Below are 21,494 nucleotides of genomic sequence, written 5' to 3'. Positions count from 1 at the left end.
CTGGAAGGTATTTTGTAAACTTTTTCGGATTATGCTAATTCATATTGTAAATAATTACGCATCGCTATACTTAGATCTATGTTGAAGAAAGTTTTCAAGTTCGGTTGATACAGGAACCTTTTAAGGGGTGACTTCGATTCCTCTCAGTCACCTTTACCAAAACGGAAGAAAACCGATGCTATAAAATCAATAAAATTCGCATGATAAAGCCAAAGGTTATGAAGAATACAACCTACAAAGACCAGTAAGGATATAAGGTAAACAAAATTATTTGCCAGTTATTAAATAAATTGGTTCATCTTCTATTATATGGATCATTTTACTGAGAATAAATATTTATTTTAACCTAGTGAATAGAATAATGTAAGTTTAAGACAATTCCTGTAATAGAAATAGAATAAAAAATCCGAAAAAACATGACACTAACTAGGAATATCATGGCTATTGGGCTCAGTGTACTAACCACTTTTGCAGTCAATTTAGCATTTGCCCAAACAGAAGACAAAGGCATGGAAAATTTCATAGAACTTTCAGATTCCAAATGGGAAGAGGTCTTCTACGATTCATGTACCGAAGACTGGAAGAATAATTGGTCTCTTGACGGTAAGGAAGCTAAAATAACCAACCAAAAAATGGCATGAACTTTAGCGCAGGTCCGGAAGCCTTCAACGATGCGCATCATGCGGTACTATGGACTAAGCAAGACTTCCAAGGGGATCTCAAAATCGAATATGAATACACCAGAACGGACAAAGAACTCCGGATGGTGACAATTCTCTATATTCAGGCAACAGGAAGCGGAAAACCAGGCTTTGACGAAGATATCAGTTTATGGGCAGATAAACGAACTGTTCCTTCCATGAAAAGCTATTTCAATAACATGAATACTTACCATATTAGTTATGCGGCTTTTGGGACGGATAACACTATCCCAGGAAAGGATTACATTAGAGGTCGCCGCTATATGGCCAGCGGATTGGGAGGGACAGCACTTGATAACGAATATAAAAATACTGGATTTTTTCTCCCGGTGTTCCTCACCAAATAACAATTATAAAAAGGGACAGGGAAATTTACATGCATATAAAGAACGAGCAGAAAGAAATGCTTTGCCATTTTGTAAATTCAAAATTTCCACCGATTACAGAAGGAAAGATAGGTCTTCGACATATGTACACCCGTGGGGCACGTTATAAGAATTTCAAAGTTAGCCAACTCAGTAAAAAATAAGCCAAACCCAGCTTCCTGCTATTAAAATTTAAAACCAAAAACGGGGCTGAGCTAACAAAGCGTATCCACAATGCCAATCCAGAAGAAAGATGGGCTTGCCATCCAGAAGCTTAGAAGACTGGAAAATTAAGGTCAATACCACCAGAACAAAGGAAGCCCCTATCACAATAAAGAGCCAAGGGGCGAGACAATACGGTTTTTACCGGAAAAAGTGAAATCAAAATCAAAGTTTACCAATCATTCTCCTAAGAGGATTACAGCTAAGCAAATTGGGACACTACTAATTAAAATTTTCTATTAATTAATATAACAGGCCAAAGAGCAAAAAAGACCCTTAGATTGCTCTAAGGGTCTAAAAGAAGGCGGCGATCCCGATGAGTCGGGACAGGCACTACTCTCCCAGGTGTAGCCCCAGTACCATCGGCGCTGCAGGGCTTATCCGCCGCGGCGGATCGGGATGGGAAGAGGCTAATTGAATAATGATTTATTTTAACGGAAAGGATCAAAACCAATCTCATTCCATGAATGCTATCTGTGCGAATCTGAGTAATCTGTGGTGAATACTTTTATCTTTTCGGTGTAATTGGAGATAAAAAAAGACCCTTAGATTGCTCTAAGGGTCTAAAAGAAGGCGGCGATCCCGGATGAGTCGGGACAGGCACTACTCTCCCATAACCCCAGTACCATCGGCGATGTAGGCCATTCGCCGCGCGATCGCATGGGAAGAGGCTAATTCGAATAAATGATTTATTTTAACGGAAAGGATCAAAACCAATCTCATTCCATGAATGCTATCATTCCAGTGAATCTGAGTAATCTGTGGTGAATACTTCTATCTTTTCGGTGACTAAGAGGAAAAAAAGACCCTTAGATTGCTCTAAGGGTCTAAAGAAGCGCGGCACCTACTCTCCCAGGTGTAACCCCAGTACCATCGGTTGCAGGGCTTAACTTCTCTGTTCGGGATGGGAAGAGGTGGGTCCCCTGCGCCGGGCCGCCTAAATCTTTGTGTTGCTTTTAACTGCTTACACTTCAATTTCTTTACTTTTTATAAATGTTGTTAAGTTATTTTGACATTGTCTTGTGGAAAATGCAACGTAGCAAAGACGTTCAAGTTTTCGGGCGATTAGTACTGCTCGGCTATGTCATTTCTGACTTTACACCTACAGCCTATCAACGTCATCGTCTCTGACGGCCCCGTTTAGAAGTCTCATCTTGGGGCGAGTTTCGCACTTGGGGATGCTTTCAGCGCTTATCTCTTCCCCGACTTAGCTACCCATATGCAGTTGGCACTACAACCGGTACACCAGCGGTCGGTCCATCCTATCCTCGTACCAAGGGACAGCCCCCCGCAGACTTCTCACGCCCGCAACAGATAGGGACCGAACTGTCTCACGACGTTCTGAACCCAGCTCGCGTGCCACTTTAATGGGCGAACAGCCCAACCCTTGGGACCTTCTCCAGCCCCAGGATGTGACGAGCCGACATCGAGGTGCCAAACCTCCCCGTCGATATGAGCTCTTGGGGGGAGATCAGCCTGTTATCCCCAGAGTACCTTTTATCCTTTGAGCGACGGCCCTTCCATTCGGTACCGCCGGATCACTATACCCGTGTTTCCACCCTGCTCGGCATGTACGCCTTGCAGTCAAGCTCCCTTATGCTATTGCACTCCACGCACGGTTACCAAGCGTGCTGAGGGAACCTTTGGAAGCCTCCGTTACTCTTGGAGGCGACCACCCCAGTCAAACCACCCACCAAACAATGTCTCCCACTTACGGGGATTAGACACCAGGCACAGAGGGCCGTATTTCAACGGTGGCTCCCTCAACGCCTAGCGACGCCAATTCACAGCCTCCGGCCTATCCTACACACCGTGTACCCGATGCCAATGTTGTTGCAGTAACTACGGGGTCTTTCCGTCCTGCTGCGGGTACGCGGCATCTTCACCGCGACTACAATTTCACCGAGCTCATGGCTGAGACAGTGCCCAGATCGTTACACCATTCGTGCAGGTCGGAACTTACCCGGACAAGGAATTTCGCTACCTTAGGACCGTTATAGTTACGGCCGCCGTTTACCGGGGCTTCAGTTCAACGCTTCTTCATGATAACGTCCCCCCCTTAACCTTCCGGCACTGGCAGGTGTCAGGCCTTGTTTCATCTTACGATTTCGCAAAGCCATGTGTTTTTGATAAACAGTCGCTCAGCCTTTTTCACTGCGGCCTGCCTGACCAGTCAAAGGAGGCGCCCTCTCCCGAAGTTACAGGGCCATTTTGCCGAGTTCCTTAGCCATGATTCACTCGAGCACCTTGGGATACCCCAACCACCTGTGTCGGTTTGGCGGTACGGGCGAACATACGCTAGCGCTAGAGGTTTTTCTTGGAAGCTCTTAGGACCACTATCCAATTGTCCGAAGACGCTTGGTACTATCAGGTTCGGCTAAGAATTGCGCATTTTACTACAGTCCAAATACCTACACCCTTTAACCCGGTATTCCGTCACCGGGCGGGTCTTTCAACACTCCGTCACCCCGTCACCTGTATGTTCGGTATGGGAATATTAACCCATTTGCCATCGGAATCCCCCTTCGGGTTATCCTTAGGTCCTGACTGACCCTGATCCGATTAGCGTTGATCAGGAATCCTTGGTCTTTCGGTGTGGATGTTGTTCCCATCCATTATCGTTACTTATGCCTACATTTGCTTTTCCAGAAACTCCACCGGACATTACCATCCGGATTCACTGTCGCGCGGAATGCTCCCCTACCATCCCGATAAATCGAGATCCTTCGCTTCGGTACTGCACTTGATGCCCGATTATTATCGACGCCCTGCCGCTCGACCAGTGAGCTGTTACGCACTCTTTAAAGGAATAGCTGCTTCCAAGCTAACCTCCTGGCTGTCTCTGCAGCTGGACCGCCTTTGTTCAACTTAGCGCGGATTTTGGGACCTTAGCGGTAGGTCTGGGTTCTTTCCCTCTCGGACTTGGACCTTAAGCACCCAAGCCCTCACTGCCGGTTCTATGATGGCATCGAGTTCGTCAGGATTTGGTAGGATGTGACTCCCTAGTCCTATCGGTAGCTCTACTCCATCATACGGCCCCGACGCTGTTCCTAAAAACATTTCGGGGAGTACGAGCCGTTTCTCAGTTTGATTGGCCTTTCACCCCTACCCACAGCTCATCCGGAAGCTTTTCAACGCTTATCGGTTCGGTCCTCCACTCTGTTTTACCAGAGCTTCAACCCGGCCATGGGTAGATCACTAAGTTTCGCGTCTACCCCCACCGACTATAACGCCCTGTTCGATCCTCGCTTTCGCTGCGGCTCCTCCCAGTTTACAGGATTAACCTTGCCGGTGAGGAGTAACTCGTAGGCTCATTATGCAAAGGCATCGCCGTCATCCTGACAAAGTCAGGACCTGACCGCTTGTAGGCGCACGGTTTCAGGTTCTTTTCACCCCGTTATTCACGGTACTTTTCACCTTTCCCTCACGGTACTCGTTCACTATCGGTCTCTCAGGGAGTATTTAGCCTTACTCGGATGGTGCCGGCAGATTCAACCGGGATTTCTCCTGTCCCGGCCTACTCAGGATACCCGCTCTCTAAATTAAAAATTCACCTTCACAGGACTCTCACCCTCTGCGGTTTGACTTCCCAGCCAATTCGAGTCTCCTAATTCTAAAATTATACAGGTCTCACAACCCCCATATATGCCGTAACATAAATGGTTTAAGACCGTCCGCTCGCCGCTACTGACGGAATCACTATTGTTTTCTCTTCCTGCGGGTACTTAGATGTTTCAGTTCCCCGCGTTTGCCTTCCTTTCGGAATATCCCCCGATAACCGGGATGGGTTCCCCATTCGGACATCTGTGGGATCAATCTGATTCGTGCCGATCCCCACAGCCTTTTCGCAGCTTGGCACGTCCTTCTTCGCCTCCTAGAGCCTAGGCATCCCCCGTACGCCCTTGTTCACTTGAACTCATCTGATGCCCTTTTGCTAGCATCAAATGTTCTTTATTCTAAATATATCAATCGCTTCCTGCTTTCAATACACTTTACATTGCATTTTCCACTCAACATGTCAAAGAACTTGTTAATACATGGCCTAACAGTAAATGTTATTCATTAAAGAATAAATTTTCAAACCCTATATGTCTGAAAGTTGCAGATAACGGATTCGAACCGTTGACCCCCTGCGTGCAAGGCAGGTGCTCTGTAGCCAGCTGAGCTAATCCCGCATTTTCTATTCGTGAATTCGTTCCGCTGACCCTCCCGACACTAGTCGAGATGCTCTAGCCAGCTGAGCTAATCCCCCAAATGGTTTTCTGCGTGGGAACTTCGATCTTGTTGACCCTCCCGACAATAGTCGGAATGTTCTAGCCAACTGAGCTAATCCCCAAGACTTCTTATGGGGTGACAGTGTATTCGCTGAAAACCCCGTTACTCTAGGCTGTTTATTGATTCACCAGATTACATCTTATCCATACCATATCACCTTAGCAATATATTGTAAAGAAAGTATCTAATCTCTATAAGAATTTGAATAAATGTGGGCCTGCGTGGACTCGAACCACGGACCTCTACATTATCAGTGTAGCGCTCTAACCACCCGAGCTACAGGCCCCCAATTGAATATTTAATTGAAGCAGAAGGTAAGATAGTAAAAAAAAAGCCTGAATCCAGAAAGGAGGTGTTCCAGCCGCACCTTCCGGTACGGCTACCTTGTTACGACTTAGCCCCAGTTACCGGTTCTACCCTAAACGGCTCCTTACGGTTACCGTCTTCAGGTCTACCCGACTTCCATGGCTTGACGGGCGGTGTGTACAAGGTCCGGGAACGTATTCACCGCGCCATGGCTGATGCGCGATTACTAGCGATTCCAGCTTCACGGGGCCGGCTGTGACCCCGATCCGAACTGAGACGCACTTTTAGAGGAGGTTGGCTTCACGTTGCCGTGTCGCTACCCGCTGTATGCGCCATTGTAGCACGTGCGGCGCCCCGGGCGTGCAAGGGCCATGATGACTGACGTCGTCCCCTCCTTCCTCCCCGCTTGCGCGGGCAGTCTTGTCAGAGTCCCAACATTACTTGATGGCAACTGACAATCAGGGTTGCGCTCGTTGCGGACTTAACCCAACACCTCACGGCACGAGCTGACGACAGCCATGCAGCACCTTGTTTCAGGTCATTGCTGACTGACACATTCTGTATCATTCCTTCACATTCTAGCCCGGGTAAGGTTCCTCGCGTATCATCGAATTAAACCACATGCTCCACCGCTTGTGCGGACCCCCGTCAATTCCTTTGAGTTTCACCGTTGCCGGCGTACTCCCCAGGTGGATCACTTAACGCTTTCGCTTGGCCTCACCACAATACGTAATGTAAAGCGAGTGATCATCGTTTACGGCGTGGACTACCAGGTGTCTAATCCTGTTCGCTACCCACGCTTTCGTGCCTCAGCGCCAGTTTATGGCCAGTACAATGCCTTCGCTATCGGTGTTCCTTATGGTATCTATGCATTTCACCGCCATACCATAAATTCCATGTACCCCTCCATAACTCAAGCTAACCAGTATCAACGGCAGTCTCTCGGTTGAGCTGAGAACTTTCACCGCTGACTTAATCAGCCGCCTACGCACCCTTTAACCCAATAAATCCGACAAAACGCTTGCACCCTCCGTATTACCGCGGCCAGCTGGCACGGAGTTAGCCGGTGCTTATTCTTCTGGTACCGGCAATTTCCCCGCAAGGGCTTTTTCTTCCCAGATAAAAGCAGTTTACAACGCAGAACGCCGTCTTCCTGCACGCGGCATGGCTGGTTCAGGCTCTCGCCCATTGACCAATATTCCCTACTGCTGCCTCCCAGGAGTCTGGCCCGTATCTCTAGTGCCAGTGTGGGGGACCTTCCTCTCAGAACCCCTAAGGATCGTCGCCTTGGTGAGCCGTTACTCTCGCCAACTAGCTAATCCTACGCATGCCCATCTGTTACCACCCGAAGGTTTTAATATAATCACCATGCAACGATTATATACTATGGAATATTAATCCGAGTTTCCCGGGCTATCTCCCTGTAACAGGTGGTGGTTGCATACGCGTTACGCACCCGTGCGCCACTTTCATTCATCCCGAAAGATGAAATCCCGTACGACTTGCATGTATTAGGCCTGCCGCTAGCGTTCATCCTGAGCCAGGATCAAACTCTCCATTGTAAAGCTTGTTGTGACTATCTAATCCCGGAAAGATTGATATGTTGTATTATTCTATATCCGAATTAAATCGAACCGTCAGGTTTTTAATTTTAACTATCTTACACTACTTCAAAGAACTTTTCTTGGACAACTTTTTGCCCATTTGCTGTGTCTCATTGTCGCTTTTTTAAAGCTTGTTTTCGAAACAGGTTTGCAAATGTAAAACAAAATTTTGATGTTTTAAAACATTTGAGAGAAAATTTTAAATAAAATTTTATTCTCTTTTTTCAAATTTCAACAAAAGTTTGTTTGCCTTTTTGCCTTTTCCCGTGAGCGTCTCTCATTTGGGAATGCAAACATAGGGCTCTTTTATGAATATGCCAAACACTTATCTAAAATTATTGATGAATATCTTTTAACACACTCAAAAACAGTCAGATATTTATTCAATTTATTTTGCCCTCGGTCTTTTATATACCGGAACAGTACTGCAAGGCTCCCCAAACATCACACTTTTTGCAACATCCATCACCTTCTTTACAATCTCACCATAGGCATAGTCAGGTATTGACAACTTTCCGCAACCCTTAATAACTACCGGCCTGTCTTTAAATTTCTTTTCATCAAGCTTGTTGATGGCACTGTTTAAAAGATGCCTCTCTAAATCCTCAATACTACCTATTATTACTTCCTTAGCAAAAGCCTGCAAATTTACGATGGCTAACATATAAGCCCATTTGGGAATTATGGCATCAGTAGAACAAGTAATCGCCACCAATTTATCTTTATATATAGTCCAGTCAAGATTTTTAAAACTTTGGCGAAATTCTTTTTCTTTAACTACCAAACCTTGATATAAAAAAGGTTCCAAATCAAAAACTACACGCTCTCCATCCAAATAGTATGTTTCCAAATCAATGGTTACTATAGGACTATTGGCTACTCTGTTGATAATTTCACTCATGTCAATAAAGGATTCTTCTTTGATTTTAAAACCATAAACTCTTTCAAGTAGTTCGGCTCAAAGTAAGCAATGTCCACAAAATCCTTCTCCACGTATTTTTGGTAAGCCAATTTACCCAAACCTGCAGCAGAGTTTAATTTGTCAATGTACCTACCGTTGGCATGGTTCAGGAAAGCTTCTGTTTTCTTATTGGCATTGCCCAAAAAATATACCAAACCTGAATTCAGTAATTCATCAAACACACCTTCTTCTAAAATTACAGGTTTTAACGGAACAAGCGTTTCTCCATTTGCATCCAGCACTTTGGCATACACCTCCATCCGCCGAGCGTCAATCATCGGCACAATGAATGAACCATTCTCAACTTGGCCAACCAACCGTGCACCAAGTCCATCCAAACTATCCAAGCCAATTAAAGGTAAATCATGGGCAAATGCCAAGCCTTTGGCCGTAGAGACACCTATGCGCAGGCCGGTATAAGAACCGGGGCCCTGAGCCACTGCTATGGCATCCAAACTCTTGGGGCTATAACCGCCTTCAGCCAACAAACTTTTAATCAGTGGTACCAATTTACTCCCATGGACATTGTCCTGATGTAATTCTGCGAGGGCAAGTAGCTCACCATTCTCATGAATCGCAACAGAACAAACAGCAATGGAGGTTTCTATTGAAAGAATTTTGCTCATATAAATATCGTATAATGCCAGCCTCATCGTCGGTAATATCAATGGATACTACCGGCTCCCTGCAATTACTTCGAGGGAAAAACAAAAGACTACTAGTGGAAAGAACAGCTGCTGCTTGCCAACAATAAGTTTGAGCACCTACTGTCTTATACGCAATAACCGTTATCAAAATTTCCGATTAATTGAAGATAGCCCTGATTTCAAGTTGAACTATTTTGAGGGGCTCAAATAGGCCGCATATTTTTCAACATCGGCGAAAACCTCCAAAGCACTTTCAATTTCCGGATCCTGATCCAAAGAGGCTTCTATTACCCCCTTCTGATAATAATACCTTGAAACAATTTCATCCTTTAAGGCCTCTTTGATTTCATCTTTAAAAGTTATCAAGTCTTGCTCCTTACTATGACTCACACTCTTTTTAAGTTTCTCAAGATCTTCTTTGATGTCATCAAAATACTTTTCTTTTTCAGCGTATTTCTCCAAGTCCTCAATGGTTTTTTCAACCCTGGTGATATAATCATATTCTTTATCTTGGAGCCAATCTACAAATGAAGCATACAACTCATCACTGACTTCAAATGCTCTAGGCGAATCTATTCCTTCATTTTCCAAAGCAAACTCACTAACAAAACTAAAAACTAAGCTTCTGGTCACTAAACTATAAGTAATCGGAGCAAAACTTCTAGTCTCTAAGGCTATATCAGGCTCTATTCCTGCACCGTCATACACGGTCCGTCCATTTTTGGTCTGAAATTCTTGCCTTAGTGAATCAGGAACATAACTTCCATTTCCTTCTTCGTCTTTTACACTGTAATCTATTGCTTGAATGCACCTGCCACTTGGAATATAGTATTTGGCTGTAGTAAGCTTAACCTGAGAATTATAGGACAAGGGAATGGTACTTTGAACCAACCCTTTACCAAAGGAAGTCCTGCCCACCAATACGGCCCTGTCATAATCCTGTAATGCCCCAGCTACAATTTCTGAGGCAGAAGCACTCCGCTCATTGATCATTACTACTAGTGGGATCTCTTTATCTATAGGTGAGGACTTGGTTTTATACTCAGACAATACTTTATCCAATTTTCCGATGGTTTTAACCACTTCTTTATTCTTAGGAATAAAAATATTGACCACGTTTACCGCTTCCATTAAAATCCCACCGGGGTTATCTCTTACATCAAGGATTAATTTTTTAGCCCCTTGGGCTTTCAAATCTTGTAAAGCCAAAGCCACATCCTGAGCAGCATTGGTTGTAAAATCACTTAGTTTAATATAGCCGGTCTCTTCCTCCACCATACCATAATAGGGTACATTACTTATCACGATCATCTTTCTAGTGAGCTTTACGGATAAAGTATCGGCTCCTCTTTTGACCACTACGTTCACTTCAGTATTGGCCGGACCTTTAAGTAATTTAGAAATTTCACTTGTATTTTTATCGATCACATCGACGGTATCTACTTTCAAAAGTTCATCCGCGACTTTCAGCCCTGAAACCTGAGCAGGGAAACCTTTGTAAGGCATCATAATCATGTTCTTCCCTAGGCGATTCCCTATCAATGCACCCACTCCTCCATATTCACCGGTGGTCAAAACCCTAAAATCATCCGACTCCTCTTCAGGGATATATTCTGTATAGGGATCAAGTTCAGCTAGCATGGCATTGATCCCAACGGTAACCAATTCAGTCGGATCAATTTCATCTACATAATAAGTATCAAGCTCCCTCACCAACGAAGCAAAAATATCCAAGTTCTTGGCCAGTTCAAAAAGCTTATCGTTTTTAGGGTAAAAGGAAAGCAATAAACCAGCTATTCCTACAACAGCAAGGCTAGTGAAAAGCCATTTATGGGAAAAATAATTTTTCATTCTTGAGATGGTTTTGCTACAGGTAATTTTTAGGGATCTTAATGACTTTTGGTTGTATGTCATGAAACCCCATCAAGTCCTTTGAAACGTAAATTAAGGCGATAAGTTTTTTGACTCCTGTGTGGCAGGTAGAAGATGCTTGTTGAGACGATAAGCTTCTTTAACTCTTCTTTTAATATAGTTTCTGTCCGTAGCATTTTTCAGCTTTCTTTTGGAAACAGATACCAGTAATTGGTTGTTAATTACCCGCGAATCATCAAGATACAATACCTTGAATGGATATAAAAAAAGAGGAACCTTTATCAAAAAGTTCCTTTATTAACTTTTTGGAATGTAATCTTTCTGCTTTTGAAAATTTACAATCCATAAAATAATGCTGAATAAATTATTCCATACAAATGCAATAGGGCATTATTTCTTAAGTGTCTTCTCAGAAGATACTGATAACTTATGTCTACCTTTAGCTCTTCTGGCTTTAAGTACTCTCCTGCCATTGGAAGTGGACATTCTCTCTCTGAAACCGTGCTTGTTTCTTCTTTTCCTGCGGGAAGGTTGAAATGTTCTTTTCATTATTGCTATATTTTAATCGCTTAATTCTCGTTTTTTAAAGGATTGCAAAGATAGAGAGGTTTTTTTTATTTACAAACCAGTGGCTTACTTTTGTTTAAGACCTTTTCAATACAATTCATGAAATATACCATAAGTACCCCCATACCCGCATCACAAATTCTAGAAATTCAGTTAGAATTATCATGTCAAAAGGAAGAATTAATTCAGCTTCAATTGCCTTCCTGGCGCCCCGGAAGATACGAAATAGCCAATTACGCCCAGTTTATTAGAAAATTGGAAGTGTCCGGACCCGATGGAAAAGTAAATGCTGAAAAACAAACAAAAGATGCTTGGACATTTTTTTCTGCAAAAATGGGAAATTATAAAATTTCTTATTCTTTTCATGCTGCACAACTGGATGCAGGCGGCTCTTGGATTGATCCTGAGAAGGTTTATATCAATTTTATCAATATTTGTTTTGCCATTTCCGGTAGGACAGATGAAAAAATTAAAGTGAACCTTGACCTTCCACCAAATTATAAGATTGCCTGTGCTTTGCCTCTAGAAGGTAAAAACACCTTAGTGGCAATCAATTATCAGGAGCTCGAAGATAGTCCGGTTTTAGCTGCAGAAAGTTTGCACCACAAAACTTATCAAGTAAAAACAACCAATTTCCATGTTTGGGTGCATGGAGAAGTCTATTTCGATTGGGACTCGGTTTTAAAGGAATTCAACCATTTTACCGAAAAACAAATCGAAGACTTTGGGGATTTTCCCACAAAAGACTATCACTTTATTATTCACATGCTCCCCTTCGCCCATTACCATGGTGTGGAACACCAATTTTCCACAGTAATCACCCTCGGGCCTGACCGGCTATTTGCCAATAAAGAAGGCTTGGACAGATTGATGGGGATTTCCTCCCATGAACTTTACCATTTTTGGAATGTGTGTAGAATTCGACCAAAATCTATACAGCCATATGATTTCTCAAGGGAAGCCTACTTAAAGGAAGGACTAATTGCTGAAGGGGTCACAACATTTATGGGAGATTTCTATTTATTAAAATCAGGTTATTATACTACAGAAAAGTATTTTGAGGTCTTAGAAAAATTGATGGAGAGAAGCTTCGAAACCCTTGGCTGGCAGAATCAATCCATTGTGGATTCAAGCTGGGATCTTTGGCTGGATGGTTACAAACCCGGCATTCCGGACAAAAAAGTCAGCATTTATACCCATGGAGCACTTCTTGTGTTAGCAATGGATATTTTGCTAATGAAAAACGGGAAACGAATGTACCAAGTCATGCGCAAGATGTGGGAATGTTATGGCAAAACAGCTATAGGTTATGAATTAAAGGATTTCGAACAGACTGTACTTGATTTTACAGCCGATCGTGAAGAAATGACAAGGTTTTTCGAACAGTATGTTTATAATACAGGAAATTTGTTTGATTTGCTGCAGAATCTTCTACCCCGAATTGGCTTAAGCCTAATTAAAAGTGCTAACGAGGCTCCTTTGCAAAGCGACTATGGAATAATAACTGACTCCAATGGTCAACTGCTAAAAATTCACCCCAAGGCTCCGGCCTTCAGTAAGCTTATGATCAAAGATAAAATATTGTCCTATGAATTAAGTAAGGAAGGACTGAAGCTAAAAGTGCGAAGATGGGGAAAAAACCTCAAAATCAATTTACCGGCCGAAAATAACCTATACTATGGCAACTATAAAGTGGATTACATTGATGATTCATCTGCCTTCGACATGTTTATCCACCTGTAAATGAAACATTTTGAGAAACCTCAAGTTGAAACTTAAATAAAAAGAAGGGCTATAACCCCTTCTTTTTACTCAAACAAAGAGTTATCAAGTGGCTCATTTACTTGAATAGAAACTACCCGAGTTTCCATAGGAACAGGGAGCATAGGGTTAGAAATGGTTACTTTCATAGGGAACATGATGCCTTCCACCTCTTCGTAATCATCAAAAATTATATCTCCGGCTACCTCAGCTACCATTTTTAATTTAAGACCGCTGGCAATGCTAAAGTATTCTTTACTTTCAAGACCTGCAGAATTGGTTACCAAAAGTGTGTAAGCTTCTTCCCCATTGATGGTAGTATTTTCTCCTCTGGTTACAGAAAATCCCATGTCCCCATAGTGCATTTCGGGAAAAGCATAAATATTGGTTTTAAGGGTTGCCAATTCGTCCTCGGATAAGGTTTTCACTTGACCCATCATGCTCATATAGCCCTCATTATCCTTAACCACTGTTTTTTGCATTACATTTCCATCTACTACCATTTGCTGCATTAACCGCAAGCCCTCCATGTCTCTATTGGTATCAATTTCAATTTTCATACCTTGGATTTCAGCTTCCATTACCAATATTATGGTCTTTACAGCCGCAATTTTCTGCTTTCCCCCAATTGCATCAATATAATCGTTAATGATTTCCTGTGGGGTTTTCTCCGGCAAAGGTTCTGTTCTAAAAGTAGTATGTGCTTGCGTACCTTGCGACACAGAAAATAGAACAAATAACAAAATAAAAATAGGCTTTCTCATTGATCGCATGGATATAATTAATTAAAGTCCTGGTCTGATACGGACAAATTCAATTCAACATTATTTACTTGAGTCTCTAGAGGTACCGGCAACATAGGGCTTTTGATAGACATTTTCACCGGCACCTGCACCCCCTCAAATTCTTGATATTCCTGATAAGATACGTCACCGGAAAGCTGATTTTCACTTTTCAGCTTCAAGCCGGAATCAATACTGTAAAAATTCACTACTTGCCCTCCGGTAGGATTTGAAACAATCACTTTGTAAGCAGATTCTCCATCCAGGTCCACAGCACCGTCCAAACTTAGGCTATAACCCATTGTTTCATAATACAATTCAGGAACAAGCCATAAAGAGGCCATCTTGACATCCTCATATTGCTCATCCGTAAGCGATTGAGACTTGCCCATTGAGCTCACTGTGGCTTTGCCATCTTTCACCAATGTCTTGGAAGCAACATTCCCCATGACCACTACTTGTTGTACCAAGCGCTGGTTTTCCATGTCGTGAATGGCCATCATTTCCAATTTTGTCCCTTGAACTTCAGCAGTCATTTCAAGTTTTGCCGTTTTGATCGCCTCCACAGCAGCTACGCCACCAATTGCTTCTAGATAATCAGAAATAACATCGGAGGCAGTTTTACTGGCATCAGACAATTGAATTTCTTGAACCTCATCCCCCTTATAATTGTACATAGAAATTTCTCCAAATTGAGCCAAGCCTTCTTTTATTGCAGCACCATTACCTACCACAGTTATGTACATATTTTCAGGCTTGAGGTATTTTGCTGCGACTTGATTTATATCTTCAACGGTTAGCGCATCCAACCTTTGCAGGTAGTTGCTGTAAAAATCTTCAGGCAAATTATACCGGTCAATGTTAATGGCAAAAGTTGCAATGGTATTGGGATTTTCCAGAGACCTTCCAAACCTACCACTAAGATTGGCTTTGGCCATTGTTAATTCCTCTTCTGTAATGCCATTTTCTTTTAGATTTCTAATTTCATAAATCATTTCATAGACCGAAGAGTCAGTAACCTCATTCCTTACAGAGGTTCCGGCAGAAAACTTGGCAATTAACTTATCTGATCCAAAGCTTGATCTGGCTCCATAAGTATAGCCCTTTGTTTCACGTAAATTCCCATTCAACCTGGAATTAAAGCCCTCACCCAAAATAAAATTCATAACTCTTGTAGCCATATAATCAGGATTGGTAAGGTGCATTTCAACAGGAAAGGCAATATTAATTACTGACTGAACAGCAGAGGATCGGTCCAAAAGGGCCACCTTATTCTCTGCCGGAAGCTCAGGTTTTTGGTAATCAAATGTGGGTACTTTTCCTTTTTCCCAAGAGGAAAAGTAATCGTTGACCAAATTTTTGGCTTCCTTGTCTGTAATATCTCCAACAATGGCCAGGTAAGCAATATTAGGTTTAAAGTAGGTCCGGTAATATTCTTTTATATCTTCAAGGTTTACATTTTCAACCGTTTCTTCGGTCATGGTTTCCCCGTAGGGATGTTCTTTACCATACACCAAAGCATTGGAAATCACCCCAGCCAGATAATCCGGATCATCTTTTGAAGAAGCCAAAGATGTGAGGGTTTGTTTTTTTAGCTTCTCAAGCTCTTCTTGAGGAAAGATGGGATTGTATAAAACATCTGTCATCAATTCTAGTACCTTTCCTTGGTGTTTTTTCAATGAAGACGCAGAAAGTGAGGTAGACCCTGCGCCCAATGAAGCACCAATAAAATCAATTTCTTCATCAAGTTCTTCTTTGGTTCTAGAGCTGGTTCCGGCCATCATCATGTCACCTACGAAACCTGTTAGTCCCGCATTGTCGCCTTCAAATAATGGATCTCTATTCAATATTAAATAAAATGCTACCCTAGGTAATTTATTGTTTGGCACAACAAATACTTTTAGGCCATTGTCCAAGGTAAAAGTGGCAGGATCTGTAAATTCAATTTTTGGAGCAGGACCGGGAGGAGGTAAAACACTCCTATCTACTTGTGCTTGTGTTCCGAAGGTAATAAATGCAGCAAAAAGAATTATATATAAAGTCTTCATTTTTCTAGCGTTAGGGTTATTATTCGTTTTGAGCCGTTTCCTGTGGTTTAGGAAGGTAATACAAAACCACTCTTCCATCTAGGGTCAAATACTTATTGGCCACACGTTGTATGTCATCCCTGCTTACTTTTCGGTATACTTCCAATTCTCTATTGATGTAATCAGTATCGCCATAAAATAAGTTTGCCTCTGCAAGGTTTTGGGCAATTCCTTCAATGGAGGAATTCTTACTGACCAGGTCATTCTCTATAATGTTCTGCAATTTCTGAAAATCCTTTTCAGAAATCCCTTCGTCCTGAACCTGTTTGATCAACACGTCGATTTCATTCTCAAGGGCCTCAGGTTCTATTCCCATATTGGCAATTCCATACATGATAAAAATGCCTCCATCTTCAAGATCAAGCGGAATAGCTGCCACTACCAAAGCTTTTTGTTGCTTGTCCACAAGCTCTTTGGTCATCAGGGAAGATTTTCCCCCTGTGAGATATGTCGAAAGCATTTCCATGGCATAAGCATCCGGATGATTTTTTGGAGGTAAATTATAGGCTTGAATAATGGCCGGTATTTGGATATTGTCATAAATAATATCCCTAATCTCCTTGTCTTTTTTCGGCTCTACAATCTCCGGTCTATAAATCGCATTTTTTCCTTTGGGAATTTCAGAGAAATATTTTCTAACCCATTCTTCAGTTTGCTCATAGTCAATGTCTCCGGCAATGGTCAAAATAGCATTGTTAGGCACATAAAAATCTTTATAAAACTGCATAAACTCATCCAAGCTTGCAGCATTCAGATGGTCCAAAGATCCAATCGGTGCCCATTGATACGGATGCTCACTGTAAGCACGAACCAATGTTTCAGGCAAAATGGTCCCATAAGGCTGATTGTCATAACGTTGGCGCTTTTCCTCTTTTACTACCTCTCTTTGTGTCTCAAGGCCTACTTCATCAATTTTTGCATGTAGCATTCGCTCGCTTTCAAGGTAAAGGGAAAGCTCCAGATAATTCGAAGGCATCAATTCATAGTAGTAGGTAATATCATTGCTGGTAAAAGCATTCAATGCACCTCCATTGCCCTCCACCAAGTCTGTATATTGGCCCCTATCAATATTTTCTGACCCTTCAAATAGTAGGTGCTCAAAGAAATGAGCAAAACCTGTACGTTCAGGATCCTCATTTTTGGAACCTACATGATACATTACAGAGGTAACCACAATAGGTGTTTTATTGTCTTTGTGCATGATTACCTCAAGCCCATTGTCTAAGGTGAATTCCCTAAAATCAATCTTTGTCTGGCTATAAACTGCAGTCTGTACCACAAACACACAGACCAGCCAAATTAAATGCTTTTTCATAGGTTTATTTTTAAAGTAAAATTGCTATAATCACTATCAATTGCTTGTATAAATTATTGCCAGTATGAATCATTTCATTTTTTTTGCAAAAAAATCACATATAATTCAAAAGATAATTTAGTCAACGCACATTTAAAAGAAATTTAACCTTTAAGTAAAATTCTCAAGATTTGACCTGTTCTACTAACGCTTTAATGGCGTCAAGGGTTTTTTCGTTATGAGCTTCCAAGGAAGTATAAAAAGTTTCAGAAACAAGTTCAGGATTTCTTAGCAATACCCCAAATTCATCCACACGCTTTTTCTCTTCTTCAAGACAATATTTGGCTATCTCCTTTTTATTGTCGTGATCCAGAGAGGTTTTAAAATTGTTCCAAGACCTTGAAAACAAACTCATTAGACTCCCTCCTCAACTGGAATACCTTCTAACAAGTAAATTTCCTCTTTAATTGCATCTCTCAAAACCAGCTTTTCTTTGGCTCTCTCAATAAAAAACTCTTTGATTGACCCTTCTTCCACATTTCTGGCAGCATCCTTATAACTTTTTATGCCGTCGTAGGTATTTTTTAGTAATAGATTTAGGTATTTAATTAATTTAGTTTGATTGGCCATATAAATTTTAAAATGCTCGTTTGAAAGGTTAAATATATCAAAATGCTTTTATCCCTCCTATAAGACTGTAGATTAGCTTTGGCCCCTATTTGATTTTAGACTTGCTATGAATATATTGCTCTAGCTTAATTTCAAATCCTCTAACCACGAAACCAATGAAATCCTTTTCAATACCGTTATTCCTAATCTGTGTTAGTTTCTTATTTATTTTTTCCTGTACACAAAAAACAAGCCAAGAAGCATCCGAGAAAAACTGGTACAAAGGCAATCTACATACTCACTCCTATTGGAGTGATGGAGATGAATTTCCTGAAGTAATCATGAAATGGTACAAAGACAAAGGCTATCAATTTGTGGCTTTGTCTGATCACAATGTTTTCCAGGAAGGTGAAAAATGGAAATCCATAAAAGCTGACAGTCTCTACCGAAATGCTTTCCAGGCCTACCTTTCGGAATACGGTGAGGAATGGGTGGAATATATGCAGGAAGAAGAAGAACTAAAAGTAAAATTGAAGACATATAAGGAATATGCTCCGCTCTACAATGAAAAAGAAAAGTTCCTCATGATTCCTGCCCAGGAAATCACAGCAGGCTTTGAAGGAAAACCATTACACCTCAACCTTACCAATCTGGAAAGACTTATTGTTCCCATGGAGGGAGGCAGTGTAGTTGAAGTGCTACAGAACAATATCAATGCGGTTTTGGAGCAAAGAAAGGCCTCTGGCAAACCAATGATGGTGCATATCAATCATCCCAATTTCATTTGGGCCATTACGCTTGAAGACATGATTCGGTTAAAAGGAGAGCGTTTTTTTGAGGTGTATAACGGCCATCCTGCAGTTCATAATTTAGGTGATTCCACCAGAATGGGTTATGAAGCCATGTGGGATTTTATCAATATCGCCTACTTGGAAAAAGGCCAACCTTTGATTTTTGGCCTGGCAACTGATGACAGCCACAATTACCACAAACAAGGGGCAAAATTTAGTAATTCCGGTAGAGGTTGGGTAGTTATTCAGGCGGATTCATTGGAAGCCGGCACTTTGGTAGAAGCTTTGGAAAGAGGTGATTTTTATGCATCTACAGGCGTGGAATTGGAAAAGCTTAGCTATGAAAACAATGTTTTGGAGGTTGCGGCCCTTCCCAAAGACGGGGTAAATTACACTTTGGAGTTTATCGGCTGTAAAGAAGGTGAAAAAGACACCCAGGTATTAAAGACCGTTGAAGGCAATGCAGGGTCTTTTGAGCTAAGTCCTGACCTGCTATTTGTACGGTGCAAAATCACTTCTTCTGAACCACAGCACAATCCTGTAGAAAACATGAAAAATCAATTGGCCTGGACCCAGCCGGTAAGGCCTGAGTAGAATTGAAAGTACATTAAACTTGGCCTTTGGAAAATTTATAATGCAGACTTAAAAGGAATGGCTGGTTCCGTTTGATAGAAAGGAGTAGATGCAATCTACTCCTGGTTTTGCCTTTTAGGAAAGTTGGAAACTTTCGTCATTTTGGGTGACCAGCCTAGAGTAGGCTCTCGCCAAGTAGCCAAGACCCTAAGATCTTTAAAATACTCCTTTGCGAATCCGCGACACTGCGTGCAACTTTCAACGTTTACTTTGTTCATGATCCTCGCAAAGACGCTAAGACGCTAAGGTTTTGAAAATACTCTTTTGCGACTCCGCGACGCTGCGTGCAGCTTTCAACTTTTACTTTATTCACAATCCTCGTAAAGGCGCTAAGAAACTAAGATTTTTAAAATACTTCTTTGCGACTCCGCGACGCTGCGTGCAGCTTTCAACTTTACTTTGTGCATGATCCTCGCAAAGGCGTTAAGGCGCTAAGATCTTTAAAACACTTCTTTGCGACTCCGCGACTCTGCGTGAAGCTTTCAACGTTTACTTTGTTCATGATCCTCGAAAAGGCGTTAAGGCGCTAAGATCTTTAAAATACTCCTTTGCAACTCCGCGACGCTGCGTGCAGCTTTCAACTTTTACTTTGTGCATGATCCTCGAAAAGGCGTTAAGGCGCTAAGATCTTTAAAACACTTCTTTGCGACTCCACGACGCTGCGTGAAGCTTTCAACGTTTACTTTATTCATCATCCTCGCAAAGACGCTAAGACGCTAAGGTTTTGAAAATACTCCTTTGCGCGACTCCCACGACGCTGCGTGCAGCTTTCAACTTTTACTTTGTGCATGATCCTCGCAAAGGCGCTAGGATTTTGAAGGCTAAAATAATTCTTCTATATTAGGATTAAAGAATTACTGAGATTTTCTGTAATGGTATTTCCTATTGAATAAAAGGCAATTATTTTAATTAATGAGCTTATGAAAATCACACTTGATATAGAAGACAACAGATTTGATGCTTTCCTGAGCTACATTAAAACCTTAGATTATGTCAAGATCAATAAAGATGAAGTAATTCCCCAATGGCAACAGGATGAAGTCAACAGACGATTGCAAATGATTGATGATGGAGAGATGAAAACCCGAAGTTGGAAAGAGGCTAAAGAAGAAATCTTCAAAAAGTAATATGCCCTACTCCATTTCGATTGCCGAGGTGGCCGAAAATGATATCAGAAAAGCATTCCTCTGGTATGAAGAGCAATAAACAAATTTAGGCAGTTTGTTTGGTCAGCATGTCTCCAAAGCTGTTGAAAGCATTCAAGCCAATCCACTTAAAACCCAAATCAGGTACGCCAACACCCGTATTTTCTTTCTGAAAAAATTCCCATTCGGAATTCACTTCCGTGTCAATGAAACCAAAAACCAAGTCCTAATTGTTGCTGTATTCCACACTTCAAAAGATGCTGAAAGTTGGACTCTCAGAGGATAGGAAACACATTCGACTTAAATTCCATAGGGTTAGTTATAAAAGTTGAAAACTTTAAGCATTTTAGGTCTATGTTACGCTTTGCTAAACTTAGACCAGCCTAGAGTAGGCTCTCGAGAAGGCACTAAGATTTTTAAAATATTTCTGTGCGACTCCGCGACGCTGCGTGCAACTTTCAACTTTTACTTTGTGCATGATCCTCGCAAAGACGCTAAGACGCTAAGGTTTTGAAAATACTTCTTTGCGAATCCGCGACGCTGCGTGAAGCTTTCAACTTTTACTTTATTCATCATTCTCGAAAAGGCGCCAAGACACTAAGATTTTTAAAATACTCCTTTGCAACTCCACGACGGTGCGTGCAGCTTTCAACGTTTACTTTATTCATCATCCTCGCTAAGTTGCTAAGACGCTAAGGTTTTGAAAATACTTCTTTGCGACTCTGCGACTCTGCGTGCAACTTTCAACGTATACTTTATTCATCATCTTCGCAAAGGCGCCAAGACACGAAGGTTTTGAAAATACCTCTTTGCGACTCCACGACGCTGCGTGCAACTTTCAACGTATACTTTATTCATCATCTTCGCAAAGA

At 41.8% G+C, this 21,494-nt stretch carries 16 protein-coding genes, 2 tRNA genes and 3 rRNA genes; 5 read left to right on the top strand and 16 right to left on the bottom strand.

Features of this window, described 5'->3' with window-relative positions:
• Positions 1-416: 416 nt before the first annotated feature.
• Together WG932_RS21845 and WG932_RS21840 are read left to right on the top strand one after the other, a co-directional pair.
• The gene (locus tag WG932_RS21845) at positions 417-641 is read left to right on the top strand and encodes a hypothetical protein (RefSeq protein ID WP_483085374.1); all 225 of its coding nucleotides are present in this window, start codon (positions 417-419) and stop codon (positions 639-641) included.
• Positions 638-1,048, top strand: coding sequence for a hypothetical protein (locus tag WG932_RS21840; RefSeq protein WP_483085373.1), 411 nt, complete (start codon positions 638-640; stop codon positions 1,046-1,048). The genes WG932_RS21845 and WG932_RS21840 overlap by 4 nt, the downstream gene beginning before the upstream one ends.
• Before the next feature lie 1,072 nt (positions 1,049-2,120).
• Here WG932_RS21840 and rrf read toward each other — a convergent pair.
• The 10 genes from rrf to rpmH all read right to left on the bottom strand — a co-directional run bounded on the left by rrf (position 2,121) and on the right by rpmH (position 11,502).
• Positions 2,121-2,229: ribosomal RNA gene (rrf, locus tag WG932_RS21835) — 5S ribosomal RNA — on the bottom strand.
• 104 nt (positions 2,230-2,333) lie between these two features.
• Positions 2,334-5,204: ribosomal RNA gene (locus WG932_RS21830) — 23S ribosomal RNA — on the bottom strand.
• A 184-nt stretch (positions 5,205-5,388) separates the two neighbouring features.
• Positions 5,389-5,463, bottom strand: a tRNA-Ala gene (locus WG932_RS21825).
• Positions 5,464-5,775: 312 nt separating this feature from the next.
• Positions 5,776-5,849 (bottom strand) — tRNA-Ile (locus WG932_RS21820).
• Positions 5,850-5,908: 59 nt separating this feature from the next.
• Positions 5,909-7,431: ribosomal RNA gene (locus WG932_RS21815) — 16S ribosomal RNA — on the bottom strand.
• The 16S, 23S and 5S rRNA genes sit together here with 2 tRNA genes alongside, the layout of an rRNA operon.
• Before the next feature lie 430 nt (positions 7,432-7,861).
• Positions 7,862-8,374, bottom strand: coding sequence for a DUF2480 family protein (locus tag WG932_RS21810; protein WP_483085372.1), 513 nt, complete (start codon positions 8,372-8,374; stop codon positions 7,862-7,864).
• Positions 8,371-9,060: a tRNA (adenosine(37)-N6)-threonylcarbamoyltransferase complex dimerization subunit type 1 TsaB gene (gene tsaB / locus WG932_RS21805; protein WP_041934627.1), complete on the bottom strand. Its 690-nt coding sequence runs from the start codon at positions 9,058-9,060 to the stop codon at positions 8,371-8,373. Before tsaB ends, WG932_RS21810 begins: the two co-directional genes overlap by 4 nt.
• 210 nt (positions 9,061-9,270) lie before the next feature.
• The gene (locus tag WG932_RS21800) at positions 9,271-10,932 is read right to left on the bottom strand and encodes a S41 family peptidase (RefSeq protein ID WP_483085371.1); all 1,662 of its coding nucleotides are present in this window, start codon (positions 10,930-10,932) and stop codon (positions 9,271-9,273) included.
• Between the two features lie 93 nt (positions 10,933-11,025).
• Positions 11,026-11,199, bottom strand: a complete 174-nt coding sequence (locus WG932_RS21795) for a ribonuclease P protein component (protein ID WP_483088702.1) — start codon at positions 11,197-11,199, stop codon at positions 11,026-11,028.
• Between the two features lie 144 nt (positions 11,200-11,343).
• Positions 11,344-11,502, bottom strand: coding sequence for a 50S ribosomal protein L34 (gene rpmH, locus WG932_RS21790; RefSeq protein ID WP_014019965.1), 159 nt, complete (start codon positions 11,500-11,502; stop codon positions 11,344-11,346).
• Between the two features lie 117 nt (positions 11,503-11,619).
• Here rpmH and WG932_RS21785 point away from each other — a divergent pair, with 117 nt between their 5' ends.
• Positions 11,620-13,263: a M61 family metallopeptidase gene (locus WG932_RS21785; protein ID WP_483085370.1), complete on the top strand. Its 1,644-nt coding sequence runs from the start codon at positions 11,620-11,622 to the stop codon at positions 13,261-13,263.
• A 65-nt stretch (positions 13,264-13,328) separates the two neighbouring features.
• On the opposite strand, the gene WG932_RS21780 is transcribed toward WG932_RS21785, so the two are convergent.
• The 5 genes from WG932_RS21780 to WG932_RS21760 form a co-directional block, all read right to left on the bottom strand.
• Positions 13,329-14,045, bottom strand: a complete 717-nt coding sequence (locus tag WG932_RS21780; RefSeq protein ID WP_041934626.1) for a hypothetical protein — start codon at positions 14,043-14,045, stop codon at positions 13,329-13,331.
• Between the two features lie 17 nt (positions 14,046-14,062).
• A complete protein-coding gene (locus WG932_RS21775) occupies positions 14,063-16,111 on the bottom strand; it encodes a M16 family metallopeptidase (RefSeq protein WP_483085369.1) in 2,049 nt (682 codons plus the stop codon).
• A gap of 19 nt (positions 16,112-16,130) precedes the next feature.
• On the bottom strand, positions 16,131-17,465 hold the full coding sequence (locus WG932_RS21770; RefSeq protein WP_014019962.1) for a M16 family metallopeptidase: 1,335 nt from the start codon (positions 17,463-17,465) through the stop codon (positions 16,131-16,133).
• A gap of 163 nt (positions 17,466-17,628) precedes the next feature.
• Complete coding sequence (locus WG932_RS21765; protein ID WP_483085368.1) at positions 17,629-17,859, bottom strand: hypothetical protein; 231 nt, start codon at positions 17,857-17,859, stop codon at positions 17,629-17,631.
• The gene (locus WG932_RS21760) at positions 17,859-18,074 is read right to left on the bottom strand and encodes a DUF2383 domain-containing protein (protein WP_483085367.1); all 216 of its coding nucleotides are present in this window, start codon (positions 18,072-18,074) and stop codon (positions 17,859-17,861) included. The genes WG932_RS21765 and WG932_RS21760 overlap by 1 nt, the downstream gene beginning before the upstream one ends.
• A 155-nt stretch (positions 18,075-18,229) precedes the next feature.
• On the opposite strand from WG932_RS21760, the gene WG932_RS21755 reads away from it, so the two are divergent.
• Complete coding sequence (locus tag WG932_RS21755; protein ID WP_014019960.1) at positions 18,230-19,438, top strand: CehA/McbA family metallohydrolase domain-containing protein; 1,209 nt, start codon at positions 18,230-18,232, stop codon at positions 19,436-19,438.
• 959 nt (positions 19,439-20,397) lie between these two features.
• Positions 20,398-20,604: an addiction module protein gene (locus tag WG932_RS21750; RefSeq protein ID WP_483085366.1), complete on the top strand. Its 207-nt coding sequence runs from the start codon at positions 20,398-20,400 to the stop codon at positions 20,602-20,604.
• An 85-nt stretch (positions 20,605-20,689) separates the two neighbouring features.
• Here WG932_RS21750 and WG932_RS21745 read toward each other — a convergent pair whose 3' ends face one another.
• Positions 20,690-20,845 (bottom strand): hypothetical protein, encoded by a 156-nt coding sequence (locus tag WG932_RS21745; protein WP_483085365.1) that lies wholly within the window; start codon positions 20,843-20,845, stop codon positions 20,690-20,692.
• Positions 20,846-21,494 lie beyond the last annotated feature (649 nt).

This window comes from Cyclobacterium sp. SOCE241, from assembly GCF_056867545.1.
Note: the sequence above shows the minus strand (reverse complement) of the source record. Positions and strands in the feature narration are given on the sequence as shown.

Excerpts from the sequence above, each read along its gene's own strand:
- WG932_RS21750 (WP_483085366.1), top strand. The coding sequence starts at position 20,398 with ATGAAAATCACACTTGATATAGAAGACAACAGATTTGATGCTTTCCTG.
- WG932_RS21810 (WP_483085372.1), bottom strand. The coding sequence starts at position 8,374 with ATGAGTGAAATTATCAACAGAGTAGCCAATAGTCCTATAGTAACCATT.
- WG932_RS21785 (WP_483085370.1), top strand. The coding sequence starts at position 11,620 with ATGAAATATACCATAAGTACCCCCATACCCGCATCACAAATTCTAGAA.
- WG932_RS21760 (WP_483085367.1), bottom strand. The coding sequence starts at position 18,074 with ATGGCCAATCAAACTAAATTAATTAAATACCTAAATCTATTACTAAAA.
- WG932_RS21770 (WP_014019962.1), bottom strand. The coding sequence starts at position 17,465 with ATGAAAAAGCATTTAATTTGGCTGGTCTGTGTGTTTGTGGTACAGACT.
- WG932_RS21800 (WP_483085371.1), bottom strand. The coding sequence starts at position 10,932 with ATGAAAAATTATTTTTCCCATAAATGGCTTTTCACTAGCCTTGCTGTT.
- WG932_RS21845 (WP_483085374.1), top strand. The coding sequence starts at position 417 with ATGACACTAACTAGGAATATCATGGCTATTGGGCTCAGTGTACTAACC.
- WG932_RS21775 (WP_483085369.1), bottom strand. The coding sequence starts at position 16,111 with ATGAAGACTTTATATATAATTCTTTTTGCTGCATTTATTACCTTCGGA.
- WG932_RS21780 (WP_041934626.1), bottom strand. The coding sequence starts at position 14,045 with ATGAGAAAGCCTATTTTTATTTTGTTATTTGTTCTATTTTCTGTGTCG.
- WG932_RS21765 (WP_483085368.1), bottom strand. The coding sequence starts at position 17,859 with ATGAGTTTGTTTTCAAGGTCTTGGAACAATTTTAAAACCTCTCTGGAT.
- WG932_RS21755 (WP_014019960.1), top strand. The coding sequence starts at position 18,230 with ATGAAATCCTTTTCAATACCGTTATTCCTAATCTGTGTTAGTTTCTTA.
- WG932_RS21840 (WP_483085373.1), top strand. The coding sequence starts at position 638 with ATGAACTTTAGCGCAGGTCCGGAAGCCTTCAACGATGCGCATCATGCG.
- tsaB (WP_041934627.1), bottom strand. The coding sequence starts at position 9,060 with ATGAGCAAAATTCTTTCAATAGAAACCTCCATTGCTGTTTGTTCTGTT.
- rpmH (WP_014019965.1), bottom strand. The coding sequence starts at position 11,502 with ATGAAAAGAACATTTCAACCTTCCCGCAGGAAAAGAAGAAACAAGCAC.